Source organism: Bowmanella pacifica (assembly GCF_014645355.1).
Lineage (GTDB): Bacteria > Pseudomonadota > Gammaproteobacteria > Enterobacterales > Alteromonadaceae > Bowmanella > Bowmanella pacifica.
Window position 1 is genome coordinate 1,348,710 of record NZ_BMLS01000001.1, and the last position, 23,436, is coordinate 1,372,145.

Sequence of the window (23,436 nt, forward strand, 5' to 3'; positions counted from 1 at the left end):
AAGCGATTGCGAACCAGCCTAACGCTAAGAAAAAACGAGAAATATTTTGCACACAAATTCTACTGAGCATTATCAATAGCAATGCTCAGTTTAAGTAGACAACGATAATTTCAAAGCACAATTTCACATCAATGAAAGAGAAAATAATTGCACAACATGAGCAGCAGGAAATCATCCAAGAATTACTCGCTGCATATCAACGACAAGAATTGAGTGCAGGGCAAATCCTTAAAATTTTGCGAAAAGATATTATGGAAATGAGTCAAACAGACTATGCGAAGATGATAGGCATAAGCCGCCGAACATTGTCTGATCTTGAACAAGATTTAGGCAGCCCAACCTTCCATGTATTTAATGCTGCGTTTCAACCTTTTGGCCTGCAAGCGGGGTTAGTTAGGTCATTTGAAGGATAGACAGGTAAAACAAAGCGACAGAGCCACGATCATCTATTCCAAAGTCTGCACAAATAGCAAGCGCTCACTTTTTAGCCAAAACCAATACTGCTTCAGCTTTCATTAAGGCAAATTCAGGTCAAATTCACCCGAACTCAACCACAGTACCAATACAACTGATGGAGAATTCAAAATGAAAGTTGTCCCCTTTCTTATCTTATTATTGTTTAGCTTACCTGGTCAGGCTGATCCAACATGGAGAGCGAGTTCCCAGGAATCTCAGCTCAATGAGGCCCGCTCAGCCAGCACCAAGTCTAGTCTGAAAAGCGACAAAAATTCCCCGGCGCGGATGCTGTCACTTCGCCCCCAACATGCAGATAGCAGTGACTTTTGGATCTATGATGCCTGGATAGCCTTGCTCAGTGATCCCGACGCCGATGGCTACTATAGTGAGTTTACCCTCTCTTTTGATGCAGACAGTGTCTATACACAAGTTCCGGTCTACGCCCGACTTTATCTGGGCAGCGGCGAAACCTTTCGCGAGTACCATACAACTTCAGAATTTATCGTCCATGGCGAAAGCAGCGACGATTATCTGGAAGTCACCACAACCCTGCTGGAAGGCTTCAGAGCCAATGACTATGAACTCCTGATAGAACTGTACGATGGAGATACTGACGAATTAGTCGCTGTCTACGACAGTTACGATGATGAAGATCTGCTCTACCTGCCATTAGAAAGCAGGGAATATGAGCAGCAAGTGGTTATCGTTGAAGAGGTTCATGCAGGATCAACCAGTCTCTATGCAGCCTTGATGCTTCTGGCTCTTGCACTCTGGCGTTCAATAACCACTAAATCAAGAAACACGCCCTAGGCGCGATATGAACAAGTTACTGTTCAGGCTTCATATGGGTGGCTTGCCAATTAACCACACGCCATTGGTTATCCCGCTTCACTAAGGTGCCACTATTGAGATAATAGTGGCGCTGACTTGCCGACTCGCCCACCAAACGGAAAGCAATGATGGCAACATCATCAAAAAGCTTTATCTGCAACTCCTCTGCCGTATAACGCATCCTTTGTTCGCCAGCCGCCGGCGCTGAACTCAAAGACGCCATCAAGGTCGCTTTGCCAAAGCGCTTTCCGCTCGAACTGGTGTAAATCAAATCCTCAGCCCAAAATCTATCATGCATTTTCACATCATTGACCGTCGCGCCCGCCAAGAACTGATTTAACAGGTTTTCGATATGCTCGGCGTCGCTGCTTTCTTCTGCGGTGGCCGACAGCGCAATCAAAAACAACCCCATGCCTATAAACTTCACTAGTCCACTCATTTTCAGATCCTTAAAACGCCAATCCAAACAATAACTCAGCCAGATCGGGTTGCCATTGATAGTCCACCAAACGAACGCGGTACTTCAACACCACAATATCTTCACTCTGCAAACGTCCCTTTTGTTCCTCAGCCGTCTCAGAGCCCACAGGAAAAGCAATGTGTCCATTTGAACGTAGTACTCGATGCCAGGGGAGTTGCATGTGCTTTGGTGCCGCCTGAAGCGCTTTACCCACCATACGTGCACGACCGGGTAAGCCAGCAAGATCAGCAATCTGACCGTAGCTAGCAACCCGGCCTACAGGGATTAACTTTACCGTATGCCATATGCGCAGGTAAGGCTCAGTTGCTGCTGGCATATCAACGGCTTTGTGGTCACTTTGCATGCTCAATGTATTAACGCTATCTATCTGTTTTTATTTGTTAAAGCCTATTCCTTCACCTATTGTTTAGTGGTGAAAAATCAACCTGTCGGGAAACAGGCTGTTCATCATGCCCGCCGAACGTTGTGCTGCCAAGGGTTATTCACGCACACAACCGCAAGTGAGCATAAGGTGCAAATGTCACGCATGGAATTTAGTAGTGGAGAATGACCTTGGCATTAAGACTGGAAATTATCAGTTACCAGAAAGAGAGTGCTGCTCAGCCTTCAAGCATGGAGTTGCAAGGCAATACACTCAGTATCGGCCGGGACAAGAGCAACGACTGGTGTCTGGCGGATCCGGACCGCATTTTGTCTAAATCACATTGCCGAATAGAAGCACAGCCCCAAGGTTTTCTGCTGTTTGATATGAGCACCAATGGCGTTTACCTGAATCAAGCTCCTCAGCCTATCGGCAAGGGCAACTCGGTAAAACTTAGCCACGGTGACAGATTTCGCATCAGCGACTACGACATCAAAGTCAGCAGTGAGGATTCTCCGGTAACCGACCGCTCCGATGACTACGAACAGGCAATGTCACCACCGCCTCCCCTGGTGCAAGCAAACGATGCAAGTACGGACTGGCATAACTTACTCACGCCAAGCCAAGTGAAACCGGTTGAACACGCACAGAGCGAGGTGGAAATGCCGGTTATGACGCAGACTCATTATGATGCACCGGATATTGGCGTTAGCATCCCGGAAGATTGGAGCTCGCAGTCAGAGACTGCCGCTCCACCGCAGCTTCCTGAGTCCAGCATGCCCGTTGAGCCAAAACAGCCAACGGCCGCACAGCCCACCTCCAGCCAAGCAGACTTACTGAGCGTATTTCTCAGCGGCGCCGGTTTGCCAAACGAGCAGAGACTTGCCGTTGCGCCAGAGCAATTAATGCATGAGTTGGGCAGCCTGTTCCGCTGCATGACCGAAGGAATGATTGGAGTGCTGGCTGCCAGGGGAGATATCAAAGGTGAGTTTAGGTTGGCACAAACCATGATAAAGCCTACCGACAATAACCCACTGAAGTTTTCCCTCAATGTGGAGGAGGCCATGTTGTCTTTGCTCGCCAAACGAGGTGAAGGCTATATGAACGCACAACGGGCCTTTGAAGAAGCGTTCGATGACTTAAAAGCCCATCAGGTCGCCATGCTGGCAGGGATGCAACATGCCCTGCAGTCATTATTGAACACTTTTGACCCCCAGAGAATTGAACAGGCAAACCCGGCCTCGGGCGGGATGTCAAAACTTCTTGGTCAGCGCAAGTCAGCCTATTGGGACAATTACATCCTGCTCTATAAAACCCTTTGCCGGGACGGCGAGCAGGACGCGCAAAATCTGTTTGGTCGGGACTTTGCCAAAGCCTATGAGCAACAAATCAAAAATCAAAAACAACGCGGCTGAAAATATCCCCGCACATTCACGGAAATTCAACTATAAGTAAAGGCATTACGTTTAAAAAACAAGCAAATAGCGTACTCCAACAACACACCAGGAGGGAAGGATGTCAGGAGTCGGAGAAAAGCGTTTTACGCTGGTTAATCGCTGGGTTGTCCCGCTCTTATTAACCATGTCATTGCTGGGCTGTGGGTCCAGCACTATGGTCAAGGATGTATTTTCGGTGGTCACCAAAGCTGACTTTACTATGGTGGCATCCACCGATGTAAATCCAGATATCAACGGTCGCCCTTCACCCATTCTGGTCAGGCTCTACGAACTCAGATCCCCTGGCGCATTCAACAGCGCGGACTTTTTTTCGTTGTATGACAAGGCTACAGGTGAGCTAGGTAACGATTATATCCGCCACGACGATATGGAATTAAAGCCAGGCCAGGAATATCAAAAGGACATCATTTTTGATGAGAGTACCCGCTATATCGGGTTAATTGCCGCTTACCGCGACATCGACAACGCCGTTTGGAAACGCGTAGTAGAGCTTCCGCCGGATTCAAATTCAGAAATACGGGTTGTATTAGGTAGCAACGCATTGCAATTAACCATTGAGTAGCAAGCTGCTCACAGTATGTGGTGACGGGATGACATCCAATAACAGAGTTTCGTGGTCCGAAGGTATGTTCCTCAGACCACAACATTTTCAGCAACAAGACCGATTTTGGCACGAGCAACTGCGCAATATTGCACAGGGCATACAAGGGTACTTTTGGGGGTTCAATGCCTTGGTGTTGGATAAAGAGCTGCTAAAGGTAGGTAAGTTGTCATTCAAGAAGTGCCAGGGTGTACTGCCGGATGGCTTGAGCTTTGATTTAGACGGCGCCATGCCGGTGCTGGATCTGCCGGAAGGCAGCCGTGATCTCACCGTCTACCTCAGCCTACCGGTCTCAACCCAATCAGGGCAGGAGTTCAGCAACGAAAATGCGCATAGTCATGTGCGCTACCATGCTTATGTCGAGGTAGTTAAAGACTGCGCAGATGCGGCCGGACAAGATGCCGAGATTGAGTTAGCTAAGCCGCGCTTTAGTCTGTCCATTTCAAATCAGCAGCAAGATGCCTTCCAGACTCTGGCGGTGGCAAAAGTGTTGGAAGTTGGCGCCGATCGCAATATCCATCTTGATGAGGATTTTATCCCTCCCACTATAGATATTAATAGTCAGCCAAATCTTCATGCCTTCGTTGTGGAACTGGAATCCATGCTCCATCAACGAGCCGAAAGCCTGGCGGCCAGAGTATCCGGCGCAGGAAGAAGCAGCACCGAAATTGCCGACTTTCTACTACTACAAGCTATCAATCGCATCGAGCCCTTAATACACCATTTATTGCACCAACCCTGCATTCATCCACTGCAGCTTTATCAGCAGTTATTACAAACCGCAGGGGAGCTGGCGACCTTCACAAACCGGAGCCGACGACCTGACAACTATCCGGCGTACAGGCAAGATGCCTTGAAAGAGAGCTTCCTGCCTATTATGACCAGTCTCAGACTGGCCATGAGCGCCGTCTTGGAACAGGCAGCCACTCAAATTGAACTGAGTCAGCCCAATCAATATGGCATTCGCACCGGCGCAATCGGCAATCAAGACATGCTGCGCAAAGCCATGTTTGTTTTCGCTGTACAGGCAGAAGTGCCTGATGATCGTTTAAGACAGGGTCTGCCAGGCCAGATGAAAGTAGGCTCAGTGGAAAAAATCGCACAACTGATCAATAAGTCGCTCCCTGGGGTCACTATCAGTCCACTTCCTGCGGCTCCCAGACAAATTCCCTACCAGGCAGGCACGACATACTTTCAGTTGGATAAAACCACTAGCGCCTGGCAAGACATTGAATCGACCGGCAACTTGGCTCTGCATGTTGCCGGACAATATCCTGGCCTGGACATCAGTTTCTGGGCAATTAGGCAATAACTATGGTTAACGACGATCTCGACCGCACGCTTATTATGCCGTCGCCAGGCAGGCGCCGCACAGTAACGGAGGAGCCAGGCCACCAGCAGCCTGCCGCCGCCCCAGTTCAACCCCAACAGCCAGCCCCCGCTCAGATAACAGAGCAGAATGCACCTAATGTCACCATGTTGGGTACATCCGGCAGCCACATCCTGCTGAACGCTGCCACCATGATATTTTCCCTGGCCAGACAACTGCGCAACACACTGCAGCACAGTGACACTCAGGGGCTCTTGAATCACATTACCAGCCTGATGTGCAACTATGAGAAAACCTGCATCGGGCAAGGGGTAGCACCTGACACCGCCCTTGAGGCACGGTACATCCTATGTGCTTTTATTGACGAAATCGTCCTCAATACCCCTTGGGGACATGCCAGTCATTGGAGTCAAAACAGCCTGCTAAGCTCCTTGCACAACGACACCAGGGGTGGGGAACGTTTTTTTCAAATTCTAGCCAGTCGTTCGGAAAATCCAGGGGCTAATCAAGCTATTTTGGAGCTGATGTACCACTGTTTGAGCTTGGGGTTTCAGGGCAAGTTTGCCGTTCAACAAAATGGTCAGGCCGCACTTCAGCAAATTAGAACCGGCTTGTATCAGACACTTCGACAGGTCAAGCCACTACCTGAACCCGAGTTATCTGCCCAATGGCAAGGCGTACAGGACGGCCGTCCCGCCATCGCCAAACTGGTTCCCTGGTGGGTGGTGCTCTCTCTCTTATCGGGCATTTTGGTAATAACCTACATAGGCTTTTATTTCTCAATCAATGAAGCCTCGGACAACGCCTTTACGCAAATAGGCCAATTAGGGAGGGAGATTCCACAGCTAGCAGAGACGGGGGATAACGTTCCGGTATTAATGGAACCGCTGGATACGGCATTGGATCCCAACACCTTGCTACAAACCCTGCAATCCAGCCTAAGCGCGGAAATAGCCGCACACCAATTAAGCCTGTCAAAAGAACCCACAGGCGTGAAGATCACTGTGCATAACAAAGGGCTTTTCGCATCTGGTAATGCCCAAGTCTCACCTGCTTACCATCGGGTCTTCAGCCAACTGGCCAATGCACTAAGAGACCTGCCCGGGCCGATTTTGGTATCGGGCCATTCTGACAGTCAGAAAATCCGTACCTTGCGTTACCCCTCCAACTGGCATCTGTCCGATGAACGTGCCAGAGCGGTAGTAACTGCGCTGGTTAACCAAGGTATGCAACAAGAACGCCTGGTTGCACAAGGCAAAGCAGATACCGAACCGGTTGCGGACAACAGCACGCCACAAGGCAGGGAACAGAACCGCCGTGTGGAGATCTTGATACGCACCTATTGAATGACGTAGGAAACGACAATGGGAATGCTGAAGAAACTCTTTTCCTGGTTAACCAACAAATGGGTGCTATCCATTTTAGGCTTACTAATTTTATGCCTGGTGATCTGGTACGTAGGTCAAATATTAGCATTTGGCAGTTGGATGCCGCTGGCAGATGACGGTATCCGTGGATTGTTTATCTTATTGGTAATCGCCATCTGGCTGGTGATCCAACTCGTCAAAGTCGTTCGTCAGAAGAAAGCCAACCAGCAGGTTATTCAAGGTTTGTCAGCCACTAGCCAGCAAGACAACCACAGCGAAGTATCCCTGCTACAAGAACGCTTTCAACAGGCGATGCAAACTCTGAAAAAATCCCGCCTGGGAGGCAGCGGCAGTCGTAAATATCTGTATCAACTTCCCTGGTACGTCATTATTGGTCCCCCCGGAGCAGGCAAAACAACAGCGCTGAAAAACTCTGGCTTACGTTTTCCACTGCAAGAAGGGTTTGGTGCCGACCCCGTCAAAGGCATAGGTGGCACCCGAAATTGCGACTGGTGGTTTACCAACGAAGCCGTGCTGCTGGACACAGCCGGTCGCTATACCACACAGGATAGTGATCAATCTGCCGATAAAGAGGCCTGGCAAGGTTTTCTCGGGCTACTGAAAAAACACCGCCGACGTCGCCCCCTAGACGGCGTAATAGTGGCCTTTAGCCTGGTAGATCTGATCTCGCAGAATGCCGAAACCCGTCAACTCCATGCCCGAGCCGTTCGCCGGCGCCTCAAGGAGCTGAGCGATAGCCTCAAGGTACAAGTGCCCGTATATGTCATTTTTACCAAGACAGATCTGCTGGACGGCTTTACCGCTTACTTCGATGACTTGGGCAAAGTGGAAAGAGAGCAGGTCTGGGGTATGACCTTCCCCTTAAGCGTCTCGGAAAATCCATCGCAGTTTATTCACACTTTTGAGCAAGGCTATGACCAGTTGGTTAGCAGGCTGGCGGACGGCATGTTATCCCGTCTGGACGCGGAACATGACATACAGCGACGTGCAGCCTTGCATGGTTTCCCTGAGCAAATGGCGTCACTTAAACAATCACTGCGAGATTTTATCGGTGAGATTTTTGCGCCCAATGTATACGACGACAAGCCTATGCTAAGAGGGGTTTATTTCTCCAGTGGCACCCAGGAAGGCAGCCCCATAGACAGACTGATTGGGGCAGTGTCACGAGCATTCGGACTTAGCCGTCAAGCCACGCCAGCATACAGCGGGCCGGGACGCAGTTATTTTCTGACCCGGCTGATGAAAGAGGTTATCTTCAAAGAGGCCGGCCTGGTGATCAATACCGGCTTCTGGGCGAAAAATCGTGGCAAATTAGAACGGGCTGGCTACATCGGTGCCGCGGTTGTCACGCTTTCTATCATGGTCGGCTGGTATTGGAGCTATCAACAAAACCTCGATTACATTCAGCAGGTGGAAGCACAGGTCAGTCAGTATCAGGACGTTGCAGGCAACCTGGTTGACAGTCGTGGCGACATTAACCAGATATTGCCCTATCTCAACCTGCTGAGAACCATACCAGGAGGCTATGCAGACAAGGACAACAGTCCACCTTTTTCAATGGGGCTTGGCCTGTATCAGGGGGATAAAATTGGCCCCATTGCTATCGATGCCTACCAACGTGCACTCAATACCGTACTGCTTCCTCGGGTCGTGGCACGCCTGGAACAACAGTTACAAGAGAACAACCGCGTTGAGCAAAGCGACCTTTTGTATGCTGCACTAAAAGTGTATCTGATGATTGGCAATCCAGGCCGGTACGATAAACGGGAAGTCGGCATTTGGATAACCACGGACTGGGCCAATCAGTTCCCCGGCGTCAACAACAGTGAGCCGCGGGAACAACTGATAGAACACCTGCACGCTCTGGTCGATACAGAACTTCCTCAGGTCAGATTGCAGGGATTACTGGTAGAGCAGGTGCGCAAAACACTGAGCAAGCAGAGTCTGGCAGAGCGGGTTTATGGGCAAGTCAAGCGCAGCCCGCAAGCAACCTCTCTTTCCTCCTGGAGGATGATAGACAATATCGGTGCCGATGCCGCCCATTATTTTCGCTTTCGTAGCGATGCGCCCATGAACAAAGGACTGCCTGGCTTTTTCACCTTAACCGGCTACAAAGATGTGCTGCTTGAACAAGGCCCCATGTTGACCAGCCAGGCTGCCAGGGAAACCTGGGTAGTGCGGGAAGATAAACGCGAAGCACTGTCAGCAGAAGAGATAGAAGGGCTGTTTCAGGATGTCAGCAAACTGTACTTTTCCGAATATGTGCGCACCTGGAATCTGTATCTGCAGGATATTGATATTGCGCGCTTCAACTCTTTTGCCGATGGCGCGCAAAAAGTCAAAGATCTGTCTGCGGAAATGTCCCCCATTCGTAGCCTACTGGCCCATGTGGGAAAACAAACCACCTTGGTTTCTTCATCAGCAGACTTGATTGATGCCGCAGGCAAAACCGACCGATTAGGCAGTATTAGCCACCGTGTTTCGTCCTTGCTGTCCAAAGCATCAGAAGCCCAGGCGCTCAACGCCAATAAAGACCCAGCGGCCCTGGTCGACCGTCAGTTTGCCCGCCTGCACGAAATTCTTAAAGAGCGAGATGAGGTACAAGCCCCCATTAAGGCGACATTATCGAATTTGAATGAGCTTTTTATCGCCCTGAGCACAGTGGAAGCAACGATTAACTCAGCCGCTATGGGGATCAGCACCAACGATGCCAGCTCCGCGCTGCAAGGGGTCATCAGACGCATTCAATTAGAAGCCAGTCGGCAGCCAGAGCCTCTCAAGCAATGGCTGTACAGTCTGGTCAGAGAGAGCAATATGGTGTTTGTCCGTGATGCCAGGCAACGCTTTAATCAGGTTTGGCAAGCCTCGGTCGCTAACTTCTGCCGCCAGGCCATAGACAGTCGCTACCCTATCGCCCCCAACAGCCCGGACGATATTAATATCAGTGACTTCAGCCGCTACTTTGGTCCTTCGGGCTTGCTGGATACCTTTTTCAATCGTTATCTGGCTGGCTTTATAGACACCAGCGTCAAACCCTGGGCGTTGATCGAAAATGCCGGGGCCAAACTGGAGGTGCCGGACAAGGTTGTGCGCTATTTTGAGCGGGCCGCAGAAGTGCGCCAAACCTTCTTTATGGGCGGCGCCAATCAGCCTTACTTCAGCTTTCAGATCTCGCCACTGCAATTGGATGCCTCTGCCAGCCAGAGCCTGATTGAAATGGGTGATCAGCGATTAGTCTACCAACATGGTCCCACCCGGTTGACCCAAATGGTCTGGCCGCCAACAGGGGGGATGGAACGCTCAAGGTTCTCGATTCGAACCCTGGCAGGTTCCAGTACAGGTATAGCGACAGACGGTCCTTGGGCTTGGTTCAGGCTAATAGACAAAGGGGAGAGTCAAGCCACATCAAGCCGAGATAGATTTCGGGTCAATTTCCACAGTGATGGCCTGAAAGCCAGTTATGAGATCAAGGCAGGTAGTGTCATCAACCCCTTTAATAAGCAAGTGATGCGCAGTTTGGGCTGCCTGGATAATCTGTAAGGAACAAAGATGCTGATACAAAAACCGGGCTTCTATGGAAAATTGCCGGGTAAGGGTGACTTTATCAGGCGCCACCTGTCTAACGAGCTGGTTTCAAGCTTGGATCAATGGCAACAAGCAGCCATGGAGTATAGTCAAGCGGTATTGGCAGATGCCTGGCTACGCCATTATCTGGTTAGTCCTATCTGGCGTTTCGTGCTCTCTCCAGGGTTACTGGATGCCCAGCCCATTGCCGGCGTTATGATGCCCAGTGTCGATAGCGTTGGCAGACATTTCCCCCTGACTCTCGCCCAGCCCTTATCCCCGGACACCAACCTACTCAGCTTTAGTTTCCAGGCTGACAACTGGTTTGAGCGAATGGAAGACATCGCACTTTATGCGCTATCGTCTGAATTTGATATGTTGGCTTTTGAACAGCAGTTGGAAGCGATACCAGCCCCGAACCTGACTCCCCCAGGCACACCGCTGCCGCAAAGTGAGATAAGACGAGGCTGGAAGCTGGATACACTAAGCGGAGCTCAACTGGTGGAAACAAGCTTAGCAATGGAAATGCAGAGTCAACTGGTCGCTCAGTATTCACGTTTCAGTTTATGGTGGAGTCTGGGCTCAGAAGACATCGAGCCCACTTTTTTGCTGTATCAGGGAATGCCTCCGCCGGAGGCGTTTAGCGCCTTTATTAGCGGACGCTGGCCATCAAGCTAGCTGGCCGGCACATACTTCAGTGCCGCTTCATCTTTATCGGAATACACATAGCAGCCAGCCCAGGCGCCAGACATGGTAATTGCCACCGGGATAGGGGCACCACGGCTGAACTTTACCTTACCAAAGGCAATTAAAGAGGTTTCACGGATTTGGTGCTCCTCGATATAAGCCTTCCACTTATCCTTATCGGTGCGCTCAACCAGGCAACCACTGTCTGCAGCCAGTTTTAACTTGCCCACCAATACATGGTAGTCAACCTCAACTATTGAAGGTTGTCCCATATTACCTCCCATCAGCTTGTATCCTTGGTTATTTACTCTAACCCATTAGTTGAATTTTTAGAAAGTCTGCATTTCCCTGACTTTCAAAGCCTATTCCCATAGCAATGGGACATAAACAAAAAGTAATTCTTTACATTTCTGCCAAGTAAATAGGTTTTTTTAACAAATTTCAGCCAATTTCTTGCTGAAACTCATTTGCTGAACCAATATTTCTTTTGCTGACCAAATCGGATGGAGTCATTTGGTCTTTGTTATTTAACAGATTTTACCACTGTTAGATTGTTGGGATTGTGGCCTAAGCCCTGATGTCTGTCCAACAGTTAAGATGGAATTTTAACCAGTAGCACTATGACAGACGTAAACATTAATCAGTATCTTACCCCTATTTCAGATGAAACCCCTGCCGGGGACAATTTGGAATATGAACAACTGTTCACCGAGCTCGAGCGTCAGGCCAAGGGTAAACCGGAACAAAGTTTGGGCGATGCCAAAGTGGATGCTGAGCCACCGGACTGGCGCAGTGTTAAAACTAATGCCCTGCATTTACTGGACAGAAGTCGTGATCTGCGGCTGGCCATATTTCTTTGCCGGGCTTTGCTCAATTTGCATGGACTGGCGGGCTTTAAGCAAGGCCTTGAACTAACACAAGGCATGCTCAGGGAATTCTGGCCCACTTTACACCCGCAACTGGATCCTGACGACGATAACGACCCGGTACTGCGCATCAACACCTTGCTGACACTCTGTGACAGGGAGGCCACCTTATCCAGTCTGCAAAGGGCCTCACTGGCCAGCTCAAGAATATTTGGCGATATAGGATTACGTCAGGTGCAAATTGCCAAAGGTCTGCTCAGTGATGACGGAGATGGTGAAGGGCCCGACTTGGCTGCCATATCAGCCACCTTTATGGATTGTCCAATAGACGATCTTCGCCAGACAGCTAATGACCTCAAGAGCTGCATTGACGCCATTGACAGCGTAGATGCCTTTCTTGGTGATACCCTTGGTGTCAGCCAAGCGCCAGACCTCTCTCCCTTAAAGGCCTCATTGACCGACGCTGAAGCCATAGTCAACGAATATCTGGCTCGTCGGGGACAAGATACGGAACAAAGTGCGGAGGACCCCGCCGATGCTCCCCAACCACAGGCTCCCAGCATGAATGGCGAGATTAACAGCCGGGAAGATGCCACCCGGCAGATGGACCGCATTATTGAGTATTTCCGCAAACACGAACCCTCCAGTCCAGTACCGTTATTGCTGCAAAGAGCCAAACGTTTAGCCACCCTGGATTTTTTGGAAATACTCCGGGATATGGCACCTGAAGGATTACAACAAGCCAGGAATGTCGGGGGATTGGACAAATCTGGCCTAGATGAAGATTCCTGACTATGTTTAAACATCAACCGTAAGGAGTACAAAAAATGGCCAAGGCAAGCAGTCAGAAATTTATCGCCAGAAACAGGGCACCCAGAGTACAAATTGAGTACGACGTCGAACTATATGGCGCCGAAAAGAAGATCCAATTGCCCTTTGTTATGGGTGTGATGGCCGATCTATCAGGAAAACCAAGCGAGGCCTTGCCGCCGGTTGCTGAGCGTAAAGCGCTGGAAATAGACGTAGATAATTTTGACGACCGCCTCAAGGCTATCAAACCCAGAGTCGCATTCCAGGTTCCAAACACCCTAACGGGTGAAGGCAACCTGAGCATAGATATCAGCTTTGACAGTATGGATGATTTTTCCCCTGCAGCGGTGGCCCGAAAAGTGGACGGGCTCAAACAGTTGCTTGAAGCAAGAACACAGCTGTCGAACCTGATTACATACATGGATGGTAAGACAGGGGCCGAAGAGCTCATTGGCAAAATCATGAATGATTCGGCGCTGCTGCAGTCTTTGCTGGCCGAGAAGAAGCCGGCCGGCGAATAAAGTAGCAACGAAATAATGGAGTACTAGTCATCATGTCCGAAGTGAAAAGCGAAGCGCAACAAGAAGTAGCTGAAAAAATTGAAGCCAGTGATTTTCAATCATTACTGCAAAAGGAATTTAAGCCCAAGTCTGATCGCTCAAAAGAGGCCGTAGAAACCGCGGTTCAGACACTGGCAGAACAGTTGCTGAAAGATACCGCCGTCATCTCCTCTGATGTCATTGGCACCATTCAGGCCTTAATAGCGGAAATAGACCAAAAACTGTCAGACCAGGTGAATCTGATTCTGCATCACGAAGACTTTCAGAAGTTGGAGGGCACCTGGCGCGGGCTGCATTACATGGTTAACAACACCGAAACCGACGAGATGCTCAAGATTCGGGTGATGAATATTACCAAGAACGAACTGGGTAAAACGCTGAAAAAATTCAAAGGCACGGCCTGGGATCAAAGCCCCATCTTCAAAAAAGTTTACGAAGAAGAATACGGTCAGTTTGGTGGCGAACCTTACGGATGCTTAGTCGGCGACTACTACTTCAGCCATAGTCCACAAGACGTTGAATTACTTGGTGAGATGGCGCAAGTTTCAGCAGCTTGTCATGCGCCCTTTATCACCGCGGCCGACCCCTATCTACTGCAAATGGACTCCTGGCAGGAACTAAGTAACCCCCGGGATCTAACCAAAATCTTCCAAACCCCGGAGTACGCCGCCTGGCGTTCACTCAGAGAATCCGAAGATTCACGTTATTTGGGTTTAACCATGCCCCGTTTTCTGGCCCGTCTCCCCTATGGGGCGAAAACCGATCCGGTGGAGGAGTTCGACTTCGAAGAAGACACCGAAGGTGCCGATCACTATAAATATACTTGGGCCAACTCGGCCTATGCCATGGCAGTGAATATTAACCGTTCCTTTAAAATGTACGGTTGGTGTTCCCGTATCCGAGGTATCGAGTCCGGTGGCGCCGTAGAAGCATTGCCCACGCATACCTTCCCAACCGATGACGGTGGCGTGGATATGAAGTGCCCCACCGAAATTGCCATTAGTGACCGGCGCGAAGCGGAACTCGCCAAGAATGGCTTTATGCCGCTGATTCACAAGAAAAACTCCGACTTCGCCGCCTTTATCGGCGCACAGTCACTGCAAAAACCCTTTGAATATGACGATCCAGATGCCACGGCCAATGCCAACCTTGCCTCTCGCTTACCTTACCTGTTTGCCAGTTGCCGGTTTGCCCATTACCTCAAATGCATCGTCAGGGACAAAATCGGCTCCTTTAAAGAGCGAGAAAGCATGCAGAAATGGCTGCAGAACTGGATCATGAATTATGTGGATGGCGACCCCGCCAACTCCACCGAGGAAACCAAGGCCAGAAAACCGCTGGCTGCTGCAGAAGTGGTAGTGGAAGAGGTGGAAGGAAACCCTGGCTACTACACTTCTAAATTTTTCTTGAGACCGCACTACCAGTTGGAAGGGTTAACGGTCTCGCTTAGGTTGGTATCACGCCTGCCGTCTGCAAAGAGTGCTTGATATCGGATTATTGTGACGTAAGAAACCAGAGCAATCCTGCTCACCATGGAAATGAAACTAGAGGAGAGTCGTCATGGCAGTTGATATGTTCATTAAAATTGAAGGTATCGAGGGAGAATCAAAGGACAAGGCCCATAGTAAGGAAATAGACGTACTTGCCTGGAGTTGGGGAATGTCACAGTCAGGTAGTATGCATATTGGCGGTGGCGGTGGCGCCGGTAAAGTCAGTGTGCAGGACTTGTCATTTACTCATTGGTTTGACAAATCATCTAACAACCTCATGCTCTACTGTGCCAACGGTAAGCATATTCCCACCGCAACTTTAGTGGTCAGAAAAGCCGGTGAGAATCCTCTTGAGTACATCACGATCACCATGACAGATGTACTGGTGACCTCGGTCAGTACGGGAGGAAGCGGTGGTGAAGACAGACTGACCGAGAATGTCAGCCTGAACTTTGCCAAAGTGAAGGTGGAATACAAGGAACAGTCCAAAGACGGCTCTGGTGTTGCCGGTCCGGAATTCGGCTGGAACATCGAAGAAAACGTAGCCGCCTAACCAGCGTGGATACCGGGCTTAGGTTATCTCAACGGGCCCGGTTTACTCCTACAACAATGGATTTTTCCCGATGTCTAATGCCGAACAATGCCTCAAGCAAGGCGATCTGCCTGCGGCACTCAGCGAATTGCAAGCCGCCATTAAACAGCAACCCGCCAACCTTGAGCTACGCGTATTTTTGTTCCAGCTTTTGGCATTGATGGGCGAATGGAATCGCGCCCTGTCACAACTTGACGTGCTTAAGAATCTGGACGACGCCAATCTGGCTATGTACCACACCTATAAGCCGGCACTGTTTGCCGAAGTGATGCGTAGTGACGTGTTCACCGGGCGGCGATCTCCTTTGTTATTTGGCCAACCCGAACCTTGGATGGCGCTTTGCATTCAAGCACTGAATGCCTCCGCGCAGCAACAATATGCGCAAGCCGAAGCACTCAGAAGCGAGGCATTCGAGCTAGCTCCGGCTTCCTCGGGTCAGGTAGACGGACAGAGTTTTGCCTGGATAGCCGATGCCGACAGCCGTATCGGGCCTTTTTTAGAAGCCATAGTTCAAGGCACCTATTACTGGATCCCCTTTAGCCGCATTCAACGTATCGACCTGCAAGCACCGGAAGATTTGCGAGATTTGGTGTGGTTGCCAGTGCATCTGACCTGGACAAACGGTGGTCAGGATGTTGCCTTGTTGCCATGCCGTTATCCGGGTTCTCAGAGCAGTGAAGATGCGCAAATCCAAATGGCACGCAAAACCCAGTGGCAGGAGAATGGCAATGAATATCAAGGTGAGGGTCAACGCATCTTTGCAACAGATGCTGACGAATATCCCTTGTTGTCCATTCGCCAGATAACCCTCAACAACGCTTAGTAGCCCAAAGCGAGACAAGGAAGATGGCCGAGCTTTTTCAACAGCATAAATTGCAACCATCCTTATTGGATCGGCTGACCGATGACGTATTGCTGCAACAAACGCCCCAGGGAGAGTCACATCAGGCTTCCGACAACATAGAAAAGTTTTTCATCAGCGCACGAAAGTTGCGGGAGGTGGTAATTCGCGATCTATCCTGGTTATTGAATTCGGTGAACCTTGAAACTGTAGAGGATCTGACGCCTTATCCTTATGTTGCGCAGTCGGTAGTGAATTATGGCGTACCTGAATTAACCGGCAGCATCGTCTCGCAATTGGAGCCTTCTCAACTGCAGAAAAAGCTGCACCGCATCATCCTATGTTATGAGCCGAGAATTCTGCCAGCTACCCTTCAGGTCAGGGTAAAAAAAACCGGCCAGATGTCCAGAAACGCCCTGCGCTTTGAAATTGAGTGTGATATTTGGGGCCAACCTGTGCCAGAGCACCTGAGCGTCCAATCTGAGCTGGATTTAGATACCGGCGCCGTTACCTTGCATAAGCAAAAAGCGGGTTGATATGGATCCGCTCTTTCTCAAACATTATGAACGGGAACTGCAATTTATTCGCGAGATGGGGGCGGAGTATGCCACTGAGTTCCCACGTATAGCAGGACGTTTAGGGATAGAGGGCGTGGAAACCTCAGACCCTTATGTCGAAAGGCTGTATGAAGGTTTTGCATTTTTGGCTGCCCGTTTACATATGCGCATTGATGCAGAGTATCCCAGGTTTACCCAAAACCTGATGAACATTCTCTACCCGCAATATCTGGCACCAACCCCATCCCTGGCCATAGTACAAATTACCCCGGAGCCCCAGGCCAGCCTCGAACAAGGTTGTCTTATCCCTCGGGATACCGCGCTAAAAGGGAATCGCAGAGAAGGGGATCAAAGCGCCTGCGAATACCGCAGTTGTCACGATGTTACCCTATGGCCGGTCGCCATTAGCGAAGCCAGTTACTTCACCAATATGGCGCTGATAAAAGACATGCCGCTGGCGGGCTATAAACCCAAAGCCGGGCTTAAATTAACCTTTCAAAGCACAGACGAACAACCGTTACCCCAGGGTTTTCTGGACCATATCAAACTCTACCTGGCTGGTCATAACCACTTGGCCGTGCGTTTGTATGAACAACTTTTCGCAAACACTTGCGCAATACTGGCCTGTTCGCCGTCTCCCGATGAAAACTGGTTGGAGATCTTTACGCCGCAACACTTGCAGCAAGGCAGCCTGGACAATCAAAAGGGTATGTTTCCTGAGGATCCTCGCAGCTTTTCAGGCTATCGTTTGCTGCGTGAGTATTTTGCCTTTGCCGACCATTTGCTATTTGCCGATTTCACGACGCTAGGTAAGAAACTCAAAGGTTACCAAAGCAAAACCTTACAATTGATTGTGCTGTTTGACCGCCCGGATCCGGAATTAGAACAGCGCGTATCAGCGGAGGACTTTGCCTTATTCTGCACACCCGTAATTAATCTCTTTCCTAAACGCTCCGACCGTATTCACCTGAGTACCCGAGACGAAGAGTATCACCTGGTAGTAGATCGCACCCGCCCCCTGGATTTCGAAGTGTTTCAGATCAACAAGGTGAAAGGGTATGGCGATCAGGCAGACGACCAAAAGGAATTTCTGCCGTTTTATGCCTGTTATGACCTGACCGATTTTCCCGAGCATTCCGCCTTTTATACTTTCCGCCAGGAAAGACGACGTTTATCCACCCACCAACGCAGGCACGGCCCTCGCTCTAATTATATAGGCAGCGAGACTTTTGTTTCCTTGGTAAATGGCAGAGAAGCCCAGGAAAACGGGGGCTTTAAACAGTTGGAAGTCCACACATTGTGCACTAACCGTGACCTCCCCATTCATATGCCGGTAGGTAAGGGCAGCACCGACTTTACCCTGGATGTCAGTGCCCCTGTGGTCAGCATTCGCTGCATAAAAGGCCCCACTAAACCTAGACCCTCTCTGGCCCATGAGCAGGGTGAGTCGGCCTGGCGACTGATCAATCAGTTATCACTCAATTATTTGTCACTAACCGACCAGGACAACAAGCAAGGCGCGGCGGCACTGCGCAGCATTCTGAAACTCTATGGTGACCAGCAAGATCCGGTAATCAGCAAACAAATAGACGGCTTACGTTCGATTCAGACCCGGCAAGTCACCAGGCGTAAACCAGGCGGCGGGCCTATTGCCTTTATCAATGGCCTGGAGATCACCCTGACCTTTGACGAAAGCGCCTTCTCAGGGGCCAGCTGCTTCCTGCTTGGGGCCGTTTTAGAACGTTTTTTTGCACTTTATGTATCGATTAATTCCTTTACCCAAACCCTGGTCACAACTCAGGAACGTGGAGAGATTGCCAGATGGCCCATAAGAGCGGGACAACGTCAGGTTATCTGACGCTCTACCGACAATTACAACAAGAACCCTTTAAGTTCGGGTTCTATTCCGCCCTGCGCAGAATAGAAAGGCTGGCGGATGGCGATCTGCAGCTTGGTAAAACCGCCCGGCCCAAAGACGATCCCATCCGCTTAGGCCAAACACCCTCTATGCTGTTCGCCCCCTCCACGCTATCGGAATTTATCAGCTCAGGGCGGCACAAACCCAAGCTAGATGTGTTGTTTTTTGGTTTGTACGGACCCAATGGACCACTGCCCCTGCATCTGACGGAATATGTCCGGGATCGCTTGCGCAATCACGCCGACCACAGCATGGCTCGCTTCTGCGATATTTTTCATCACCGGTTTTTATCGTTTTTCTATCGTAGCTGGGCCGACGCCCAACCTACAGTCAATCTGGACAGACCCCAAACCGACAGGTTTGTGATGCGGGTTGGGAGCTTGATGGGTATTGGCATTCCAGAATGTCGTGCCAGAGACAGCTTACCTGACTTCGCCAAACTGCATATGGCAGCCAGAATGGCCCAGCGTAATAAGAACGCCGAAGGCTTGTGCGCCATGATCAACCATTATTTCGGCCTTGCAGTAACCCTCGAATCCTTTGTCGGTCAATGGCTCAGCATAGACACCAGCGAACAGCTTTGCTTGGGCCGCAATGCCGAGTCAGGCCAGTTAGGCATTACCAGTAATTTAGGCAGCAGGGTATGGCAATGCCAGGGCAAATTCAGATTAATCCTGGGGCCCATGTCATTGTCGAAATACCAGACGTTTCTGCCTGGCGGCAAGAATTTATGCAGGCTGAAAGACCTGGTTAGACATTATTTGAACGATGAACTGGACTGGGATATCAGGCTTATTCTGGCGCAAGAGGAAGCACAAGGCGTCAGATTGGGACAGTCTGGCTCACTGGGCTGGACAACTTGGGTACTTGCCAATATGCCCAAAGAAGACCTACAAGACCTTGTTCTGGCAGGGCAAGCGTAGATAAATAATGGGAGAACAATCATGTCCGAGATAAGCCGCTCCACCCTGTTTGGCAAACTAAACAAGCTTTCTTACAAAGCCATTGAGGGCGCTACCGTATTTTGCAAAATGCGCGGCAATCCCTATGTGGAGCTGGTGCACTGGATTCAGCAGATTCTGCAACTCCAGGACTCAGATCTGCATCGCATTATCAAGTATTTTGAACTTAACCCTGCCACTCTTGCTCGCGACATTACCGAGGCACTGGATACCTTACCCCGCGGCTCTACTTCCATTACCGACTTATCCGCACACCTGGAAGAAGCCGTAGAACGTGCCTGGGTATATGGCAGTTTGATGTTTAACGAGGCCCAAATTCGCACCGGCTACCTGATGGTAGGGGCGGTAAAAACCCGCTCCTTGATGAATAACCTAAAAGCCATCAGCGGCGAGTTTGCCAAGATCGATGCAGAAAATCTGACCAACCGTTTCGCCGGTATAGTGCAAGGCTCCCCCGAAACCGGCCAAACCGCTACTGATGGCTTCTCGGCTGCAGCCCCAGGTGAAGCCAGCGGCGCTATGGCACCAGCTCAAATGGGCAAGAATGAGGCCCTGCAACGTTTTACCGTTAATTTAACCGCCCAGGCGGCAAGCACAGACATGGATCCCATTGTTGGCCGCGATGAAGAGATCCGTCAGATTGTGGATATTCTGATGCGTCGTCGGCAAAACAATCCCATTCTGACCGGCGAAGCCGGAGTAGGTAAAACCGCCGTGGTGGAAGGTTTTGCCCAGCGGATTGCGGCAGGTGATGTACCTCCGCCGCTAAAAGATGTGGAACTCAGAGTACTGGATGTGGGCCTTTTACAGGCAGGTGCCAGTATGAAAGGGGAATTTGAAGAACGCCTGAAGCAAGTTATCGAAGAAGTACAGTCATCGGAAAAGCCGATTATTTTATTTATCGACGAGGCCCACACCTTAGTGGGCGCAGGCGGTGCAGCGGGTACCGGAGATGCTGCCAACCTGCTTAAACCGGCCCTGGCACGCGGCACCTTGCGCACTATTGCAGCCACCACCTGGGCCGAATACAAAAAGCATATTGAAAAAGATCCCGCCTTAACCCGCCGTTTCCAGGTAGTTCAAGTTCCCGAGCCAGACGAAGACAAAGCTATTCTGATGATGCGTGGCGTGGCCAGCAAGCTCGAGCAACATCACAAAGTACAATTATTGGATGAAGCCATTGAGGCCGCCGTCAAGCTGTCGCATCGCTATATACCGGCCCGGCAACTGCCCGATAAGTCAGTAAGCTTGCTGGATACCGCCTGCGCCAGGGTGGCTATCAGCCAGCATGCCGTGCCAGCTCAGGTGGAAGACACCCGCCGTCGCATTGATGCGCTACAGGTGGAACTGGCGATCCTGGAACGGGAGTCAGCCATGGGCAGCGAACATCAGCTTCGCTGCGACAAGCTCAATGACGCGCTAAAGGGTGAACAAAGCTTATTAAGTGAGCTGGAGCAAAAATGGCAGGACGAAAAGCAACTTGTGGATCAAATCCTGTCGCTCAGAGCCAGGATCCGTGCAGCACGAGGCGAAGTAGATAGTGAAATTAATGCGCCAGAACAGCCGGAAGACGTAGCTACTCTGTTGAATGAGCTTAAAGCCTTGCAGAAGGAACTCTCGCAGATGCAGGGCGAATCGCCCTTAATTCTCCCCACCGTCGACGAACAAGCTGTAGCGGCCGTGGTACAGGACTGGACCGGCATTCCGGTCGGGCGGATGGTCAAAGATGAAATCACCACGATTCTAAAGCTCGCCGATACTTTGGAGCAGCGCATTATTGGTCAGCGTCATGCACTGGAGATGATCGCCAAACGTATCCAAACCTCAAGAGCCAGACTGGATAACCCGAACAAACCTATTGGCGTATTTATGCTGGCGGGTACCTCGGGCGTAGGTAAAACCGAAACCGCTTTAGCACTGGCGGAGGCGCTATACGGCGGCGAGCATAATGTTATCACCATCAATATGAGCGAGTACCAGGAAGCCCATACGGTATCCAGCCTTAAAGGCGCTCCTCCGGGTTATGTGGGTTATGGTGAGGGTGGGGTATTAACCGAAGCCGTCAGGCGTAAACCCTACAGCGTGGTGTTGCTCGACGAAGTCGAAAAAGCCCATCCCGATGTGCATGAAATTTTCTTCCAGGTGTTTGACAAAGGCTGGATGGAAGATGGTGAGGGCAGGGTTATCGATTTTAAAAACACCCTGATCTTACTTACCACCAATGCCGGTACTGAGCTAATCAGCAGCCTGTGTGCCGACCCTGAGCTTATGCCTGAGCCGGACGGCATTGCTAGTGCGCTGCGGGAGCCATTACTCAAAGTGTTTCCCCCGGCCTTACTCGGCAGGCTGGTAGTGATTCCTTATTACCCGCTAAACGATGACATGATCGCCGCCATTATCCGTCTGCAACTGGGCCGTATAGAGGAACGTATCCGCCAGAATTACGACATTCCTTTTACCTACGACGATGAGGTCATTGCCTTGATTGGCAAACGTTGTACCGAGCTTGAAAGCGGCGGCCGTATGGTAGACGCCATACTGACCAACAGCATCCTACCCACCATATCAGAGGTCTTTCTAAATAATATGCTGGCAGGTAAGGCAGCGCAGAAAGTCCATTTGAAAGTGGAAGATGGGGATTTTAAATATGAGATATAAAAGATATGGAAATCATAACCGAGATTAAGATATTTCTGGGCTTTATGCATGATGCATTAGGGCAGGTGCTTGAAACCAGCTTCCCATACTTACTTACCTTCATCGCTTTAGCATTTATAATAATTGGTTTTGTCTGCTTATTTAGCAAAATTGAAGGAACGGTACTATTTGACAACAAGCCCCTAAGAAACATCACCGTTACCAGAAAAGTTGACTGGAACATACCTAAAAAAACATACATTGATTCGACTAAAACTGATGAAAATGGGAAATTCAAATTTGGAACACTTTATCGTTTTCTCCCAATACCATTAAATGGTCTATTACACCCATTAATAAGGCAGGAAATTAATATAAGTTTCAACCAGAAAGATTATTGCGTATGGAGCCACACTAAAAGCAACTATGACAAAGGAAAAGAGACTGGGACAAACCCAATAAAAATGGAAATAGATTTTGGAATAAACAATAAATATCAAGGTAAAAATAAGTATGGAGAAATTTACTACGGAATAGGGAAGCTTGTAAAGTGAAAAAAAATACACTTATTCCACTAGTGATCTTATTGTCATTTTTTTCTAAAGGAGTCAACTCCATGGGTTTATTTTCAAAATCAATGTTTACTGAAGTTGAAGGTGTTGTACTACTAAATGGCGAGCCTGTAGAAGGGGCGGAGGTAATAAGTAGTTATGATTGGTCGGCAAAAGATGAGAAGAAAAGTAAAACAGTAACAACAGATAAGAATGGAAGGTTTTTTTTTGAAGAATGGAAAAGCCAGTCAATTTTATCTTTAGTTTTTCCTATGCAACCAGTAATTTCTCAAAAAATAATAATTCGTTTTAAAGGCGAGGAATATACTGCCTGGAGAAATATAAAGAACACTTATGGGACAGGAGATGAGGTAGGAAAGGCTCCTATAAGAATAGAGTGCGACTTAGAATCCGAATTTAAAGAACAGATTGAAGGTGGTTATTATGGAATATGCAAAATAGCTGATTAGCTTATAAATAGGAGGACATATGAAAA

General features: G+C 49.7%; 22 protein-coding genes. 19 read left to right on the forward strand and 3 right to left on the reverse strand.

Annotated features, from left to right (window positions below):
- The first annotated feature begins 131 nt into the window (after window positions 1-131).
- Both IEX02_RS05620 and IEX02_RS05625 read left to right on the forward strand, forming a co-directional pair.
- Window positions 132-413 (forward strand): helix-turn-helix domain-containing protein, encoded by a 282-nt coding sequence (locus IEX02_RS05620; protein ID WP_188691388.1) that lies wholly within the window; start codon window positions 132-134, stop codon window positions 411-413.
- Window positions 414-585: 172 nt separating this feature from the next.
- Window positions 586-1,266, forward strand: coding sequence for a choice-of-anchor H family protein (locus IEX02_RS05625; protein WP_188691390.1), 681 nt, complete (start codon window positions 586-588; stop codon window positions 1,264-1,266).
- A 16-nt stretch (window positions 1,267-1,282) separates the two neighbouring features.
- Here IEX02_RS05625 and IEX02_RS05630 read toward each other — a convergent pair whose 3' ends face one another.
- Both IEX02_RS05630 and IEX02_RS05635 read right to left on the reverse strand, forming a co-directional pair.
- The gene (locus tag IEX02_RS05630; protein WP_229702066.1) at window positions 1,283-1,726 is read right to left on the reverse strand and encodes a nuclear transport factor 2 family protein; all 444 of its coding nucleotides are present in this window, start codon (window positions 1,724-1,726) and stop codon (window positions 1,283-1,285) included.
- Window positions 1,727-1,736: 10 nt separating this feature from the next.
- A complete protein-coding gene (locus tag IEX02_RS05635; RefSeq protein WP_188691393.1) occupies window positions 1,737-2,084 on the reverse strand; it encodes an MGMT family protein in 348 nt (115 codons plus the stop codon).
- A gap of 230 nt (window positions 2,085-2,314) precedes the next feature.
- Between IEX02_RS05635 and tagH the strand changes: the two genes are divergently transcribed.
- The 6 genes from tagH (at window position 2,315) to tagF (ending at window position 11,147) form a co-directional block, all read left to right on the forward strand.
- Window positions 2,315-3,544, forward strand: coding sequence for a type VI secretion system-associated FHA domain protein TagH (tagH, locus tag IEX02_RS05640; protein ID WP_188691397.1), 1,230 nt, complete (start codon window positions 2,315-2,317; stop codon window positions 3,542-3,544).
- 100 nt (window positions 3,545-3,644) lie between these two features.
- Window positions 3,645-4,148, forward strand: coding sequence for a type VI secretion system lipoprotein TssJ (tssJ, locus tag IEX02_RS05645; RefSeq protein ID WP_188691400.1), 504 nt, complete (start codon window positions 3,645-3,647; stop codon window positions 4,146-4,148).
- A 28-nt stretch (window positions 4,149-4,176) separates the two neighbouring features.
- Entirely contained in the window at window positions 4,177-5,499 is a 1,323-nt protein-coding gene (gene tssK / locus IEX02_RS05650) for a type VI secretion system baseplate subunit TssK (RefSeq protein WP_188691416.1), read from the forward strand.
- A gap of 2 nt (window positions 5,500-5,501) precedes the next feature.
- Window positions 5,502-6,863, forward strand: a complete 1,362-nt coding sequence (tssL, locus tag IEX02_RS05655; protein ID WP_188691418.1) for a type VI secretion system protein TssL, long form — start codon at window positions 5,502-5,504, stop codon at window positions 6,861-6,863.
- A gap of 24 nt (window positions 6,864-6,887) precedes the next feature.
- Window positions 6,888-10,445, forward strand: coding sequence for a type VI secretion system membrane subunit TssM (gene tssM, locus IEX02_RS05660; RefSeq protein ID WP_188691421.1), 3,558 nt, complete (start codon window positions 6,888-6,890; stop codon window positions 10,443-10,445).
- 9 nt (window positions 10,446-10,454) lie between these two features.
- Window positions 10,455-11,147 (forward strand): type VI secretion system-associated protein TagF, encoded by a 693-nt coding sequence (gene tagF / locus IEX02_RS05665; RefSeq protein WP_188691423.1) that lies wholly within the window; start codon window positions 10,455-10,457, stop codon window positions 11,145-11,147.
- Here the strand turns inward: tagF and IEX02_RS05670 are convergent.
- The gene (locus IEX02_RS05670) at window positions 11,144-11,428 is read right to left on the reverse strand and encodes a hypothetical protein (protein WP_188691426.1); all 285 of its coding nucleotides are present in this window, start codon (window positions 11,426-11,428) and stop codon (window positions 11,144-11,146) included. The two genes, tagF and IEX02_RS05670, sit on opposite strands and share 4 nt — an antisense overlap.
- 348 nt (window positions 11,429-11,776) lie before the next feature.
- On the opposite strand from IEX02_RS05670, the gene tssA reads away from it, so the two are divergent.
- From tssA to IEX02_RS05725, 11 genes are all read left to right on the forward strand, one after another.
- Window positions 11,777-12,814, forward strand: a complete 1,038-nt coding sequence (tssA, locus tag IEX02_RS05675; protein WP_188691428.1) for a type VI secretion system protein TssA — start codon at window positions 11,777-11,779, stop codon at window positions 12,812-12,814.
- Window positions 12,815-12,849: 35 nt separating this feature from the next.
- Window positions 12,850-13,353, forward strand: a complete 504-nt coding sequence (gene tssB / locus IEX02_RS05680) for a type VI secretion system contractile sheath small subunit (RefSeq protein WP_188691441.1) — start codon at window positions 12,850-12,852, stop codon at window positions 13,351-13,353.
- 32 nt (window positions 13,354-13,385) lie between these two features.
- A complete protein-coding gene (tssC, locus tag IEX02_RS05685) occupies window positions 13,386-14,879 on the forward strand; it encodes a type VI secretion system contractile sheath large subunit (protein ID WP_188691444.1) in 1,494 nt (497 codons plus the stop codon).
- A gap of 85 nt (window positions 14,880-14,964) precedes the next feature.
- Window positions 14,965-15,435 carry an Hcp family type VI secretion system effector gene (locus IEX02_RS05690; RefSeq protein ID WP_308422479.1) on the forward strand — a complete coding sequence of 157 codons (471 nt, stop codon included), beginning with the start codon at window positions 14,965-14,967 and terminating at the stop codon, window positions 15,433-15,435.
- A 70-nt stretch (window positions 15,436-15,505) separates the two neighbouring features.
- A complete protein-coding gene (locus IEX02_RS05695; RefSeq protein WP_188691450.1) occupies window positions 15,506-16,297 on the forward strand; it encodes a type VI secretion system accessory protein TagJ in 792 nt (263 codons plus the stop codon).
- Window positions 16,298-16,320: 23 nt separating this feature from the next.
- Window positions 16,321-16,851, forward strand: coding sequence for a type VI secretion system baseplate subunit TssE (gene tssE, locus IEX02_RS05700; protein ID WP_188691453.1), 531 nt, complete (start codon window positions 16,321-16,323; stop codon window positions 16,849-16,851).
- Between the two features lies 1 nt (window position 16,852).
- Complete coding sequence (tssF, locus tag IEX02_RS05705; RefSeq protein ID WP_188691456.1) at window positions 16,853-18,730, forward strand: type VI secretion system baseplate subunit TssF; 1,878 nt, start codon at window positions 16,853-16,855, stop codon at window positions 18,728-18,730.
- Window positions 18,694-19,713 (forward strand): type VI secretion system baseplate subunit TssG, encoded by a 1,020-nt coding sequence (tssG, locus tag IEX02_RS05710; protein WP_188691459.1) that lies wholly within the window; start codon window positions 18,694-18,696, stop codon window positions 19,711-19,713. Before tssF ends, tssG begins: the two co-directional genes overlap by 37 nt.
- A gap of 21 nt (window positions 19,714-19,734) precedes the next feature.
- Entirely contained in the window at window positions 19,735-22,410 is a 2,676-nt protein-coding gene (tssH, locus tag IEX02_RS05715; protein WP_188691462.1) for a type VI secretion system ATPase TssH, read from the forward strand.
- Between the two features lie 5 nt (window positions 22,411-22,415).
- On the forward strand, window positions 22,416-22,943 hold the full coding sequence (locus IEX02_RS05720) for a DUF6795 domain-containing protein (RefSeq protein ID WP_188691465.1): 528 nt from the start codon (window positions 22,416-22,418) through the stop codon (window positions 22,941-22,943).
- Window positions 22,944-23,005: 62 nt separating this feature from the next.
- Complete coding sequence (locus IEX02_RS05725; RefSeq protein ID WP_188691469.1) at window positions 23,006-23,410, forward strand: DUF6795 domain-containing protein; 405 nt, start codon at window positions 23,006-23,008, stop codon at window positions 23,408-23,410.
- The last annotated feature ends 26 nt before the right edge of the window (window positions 23,411-23,436 follow it).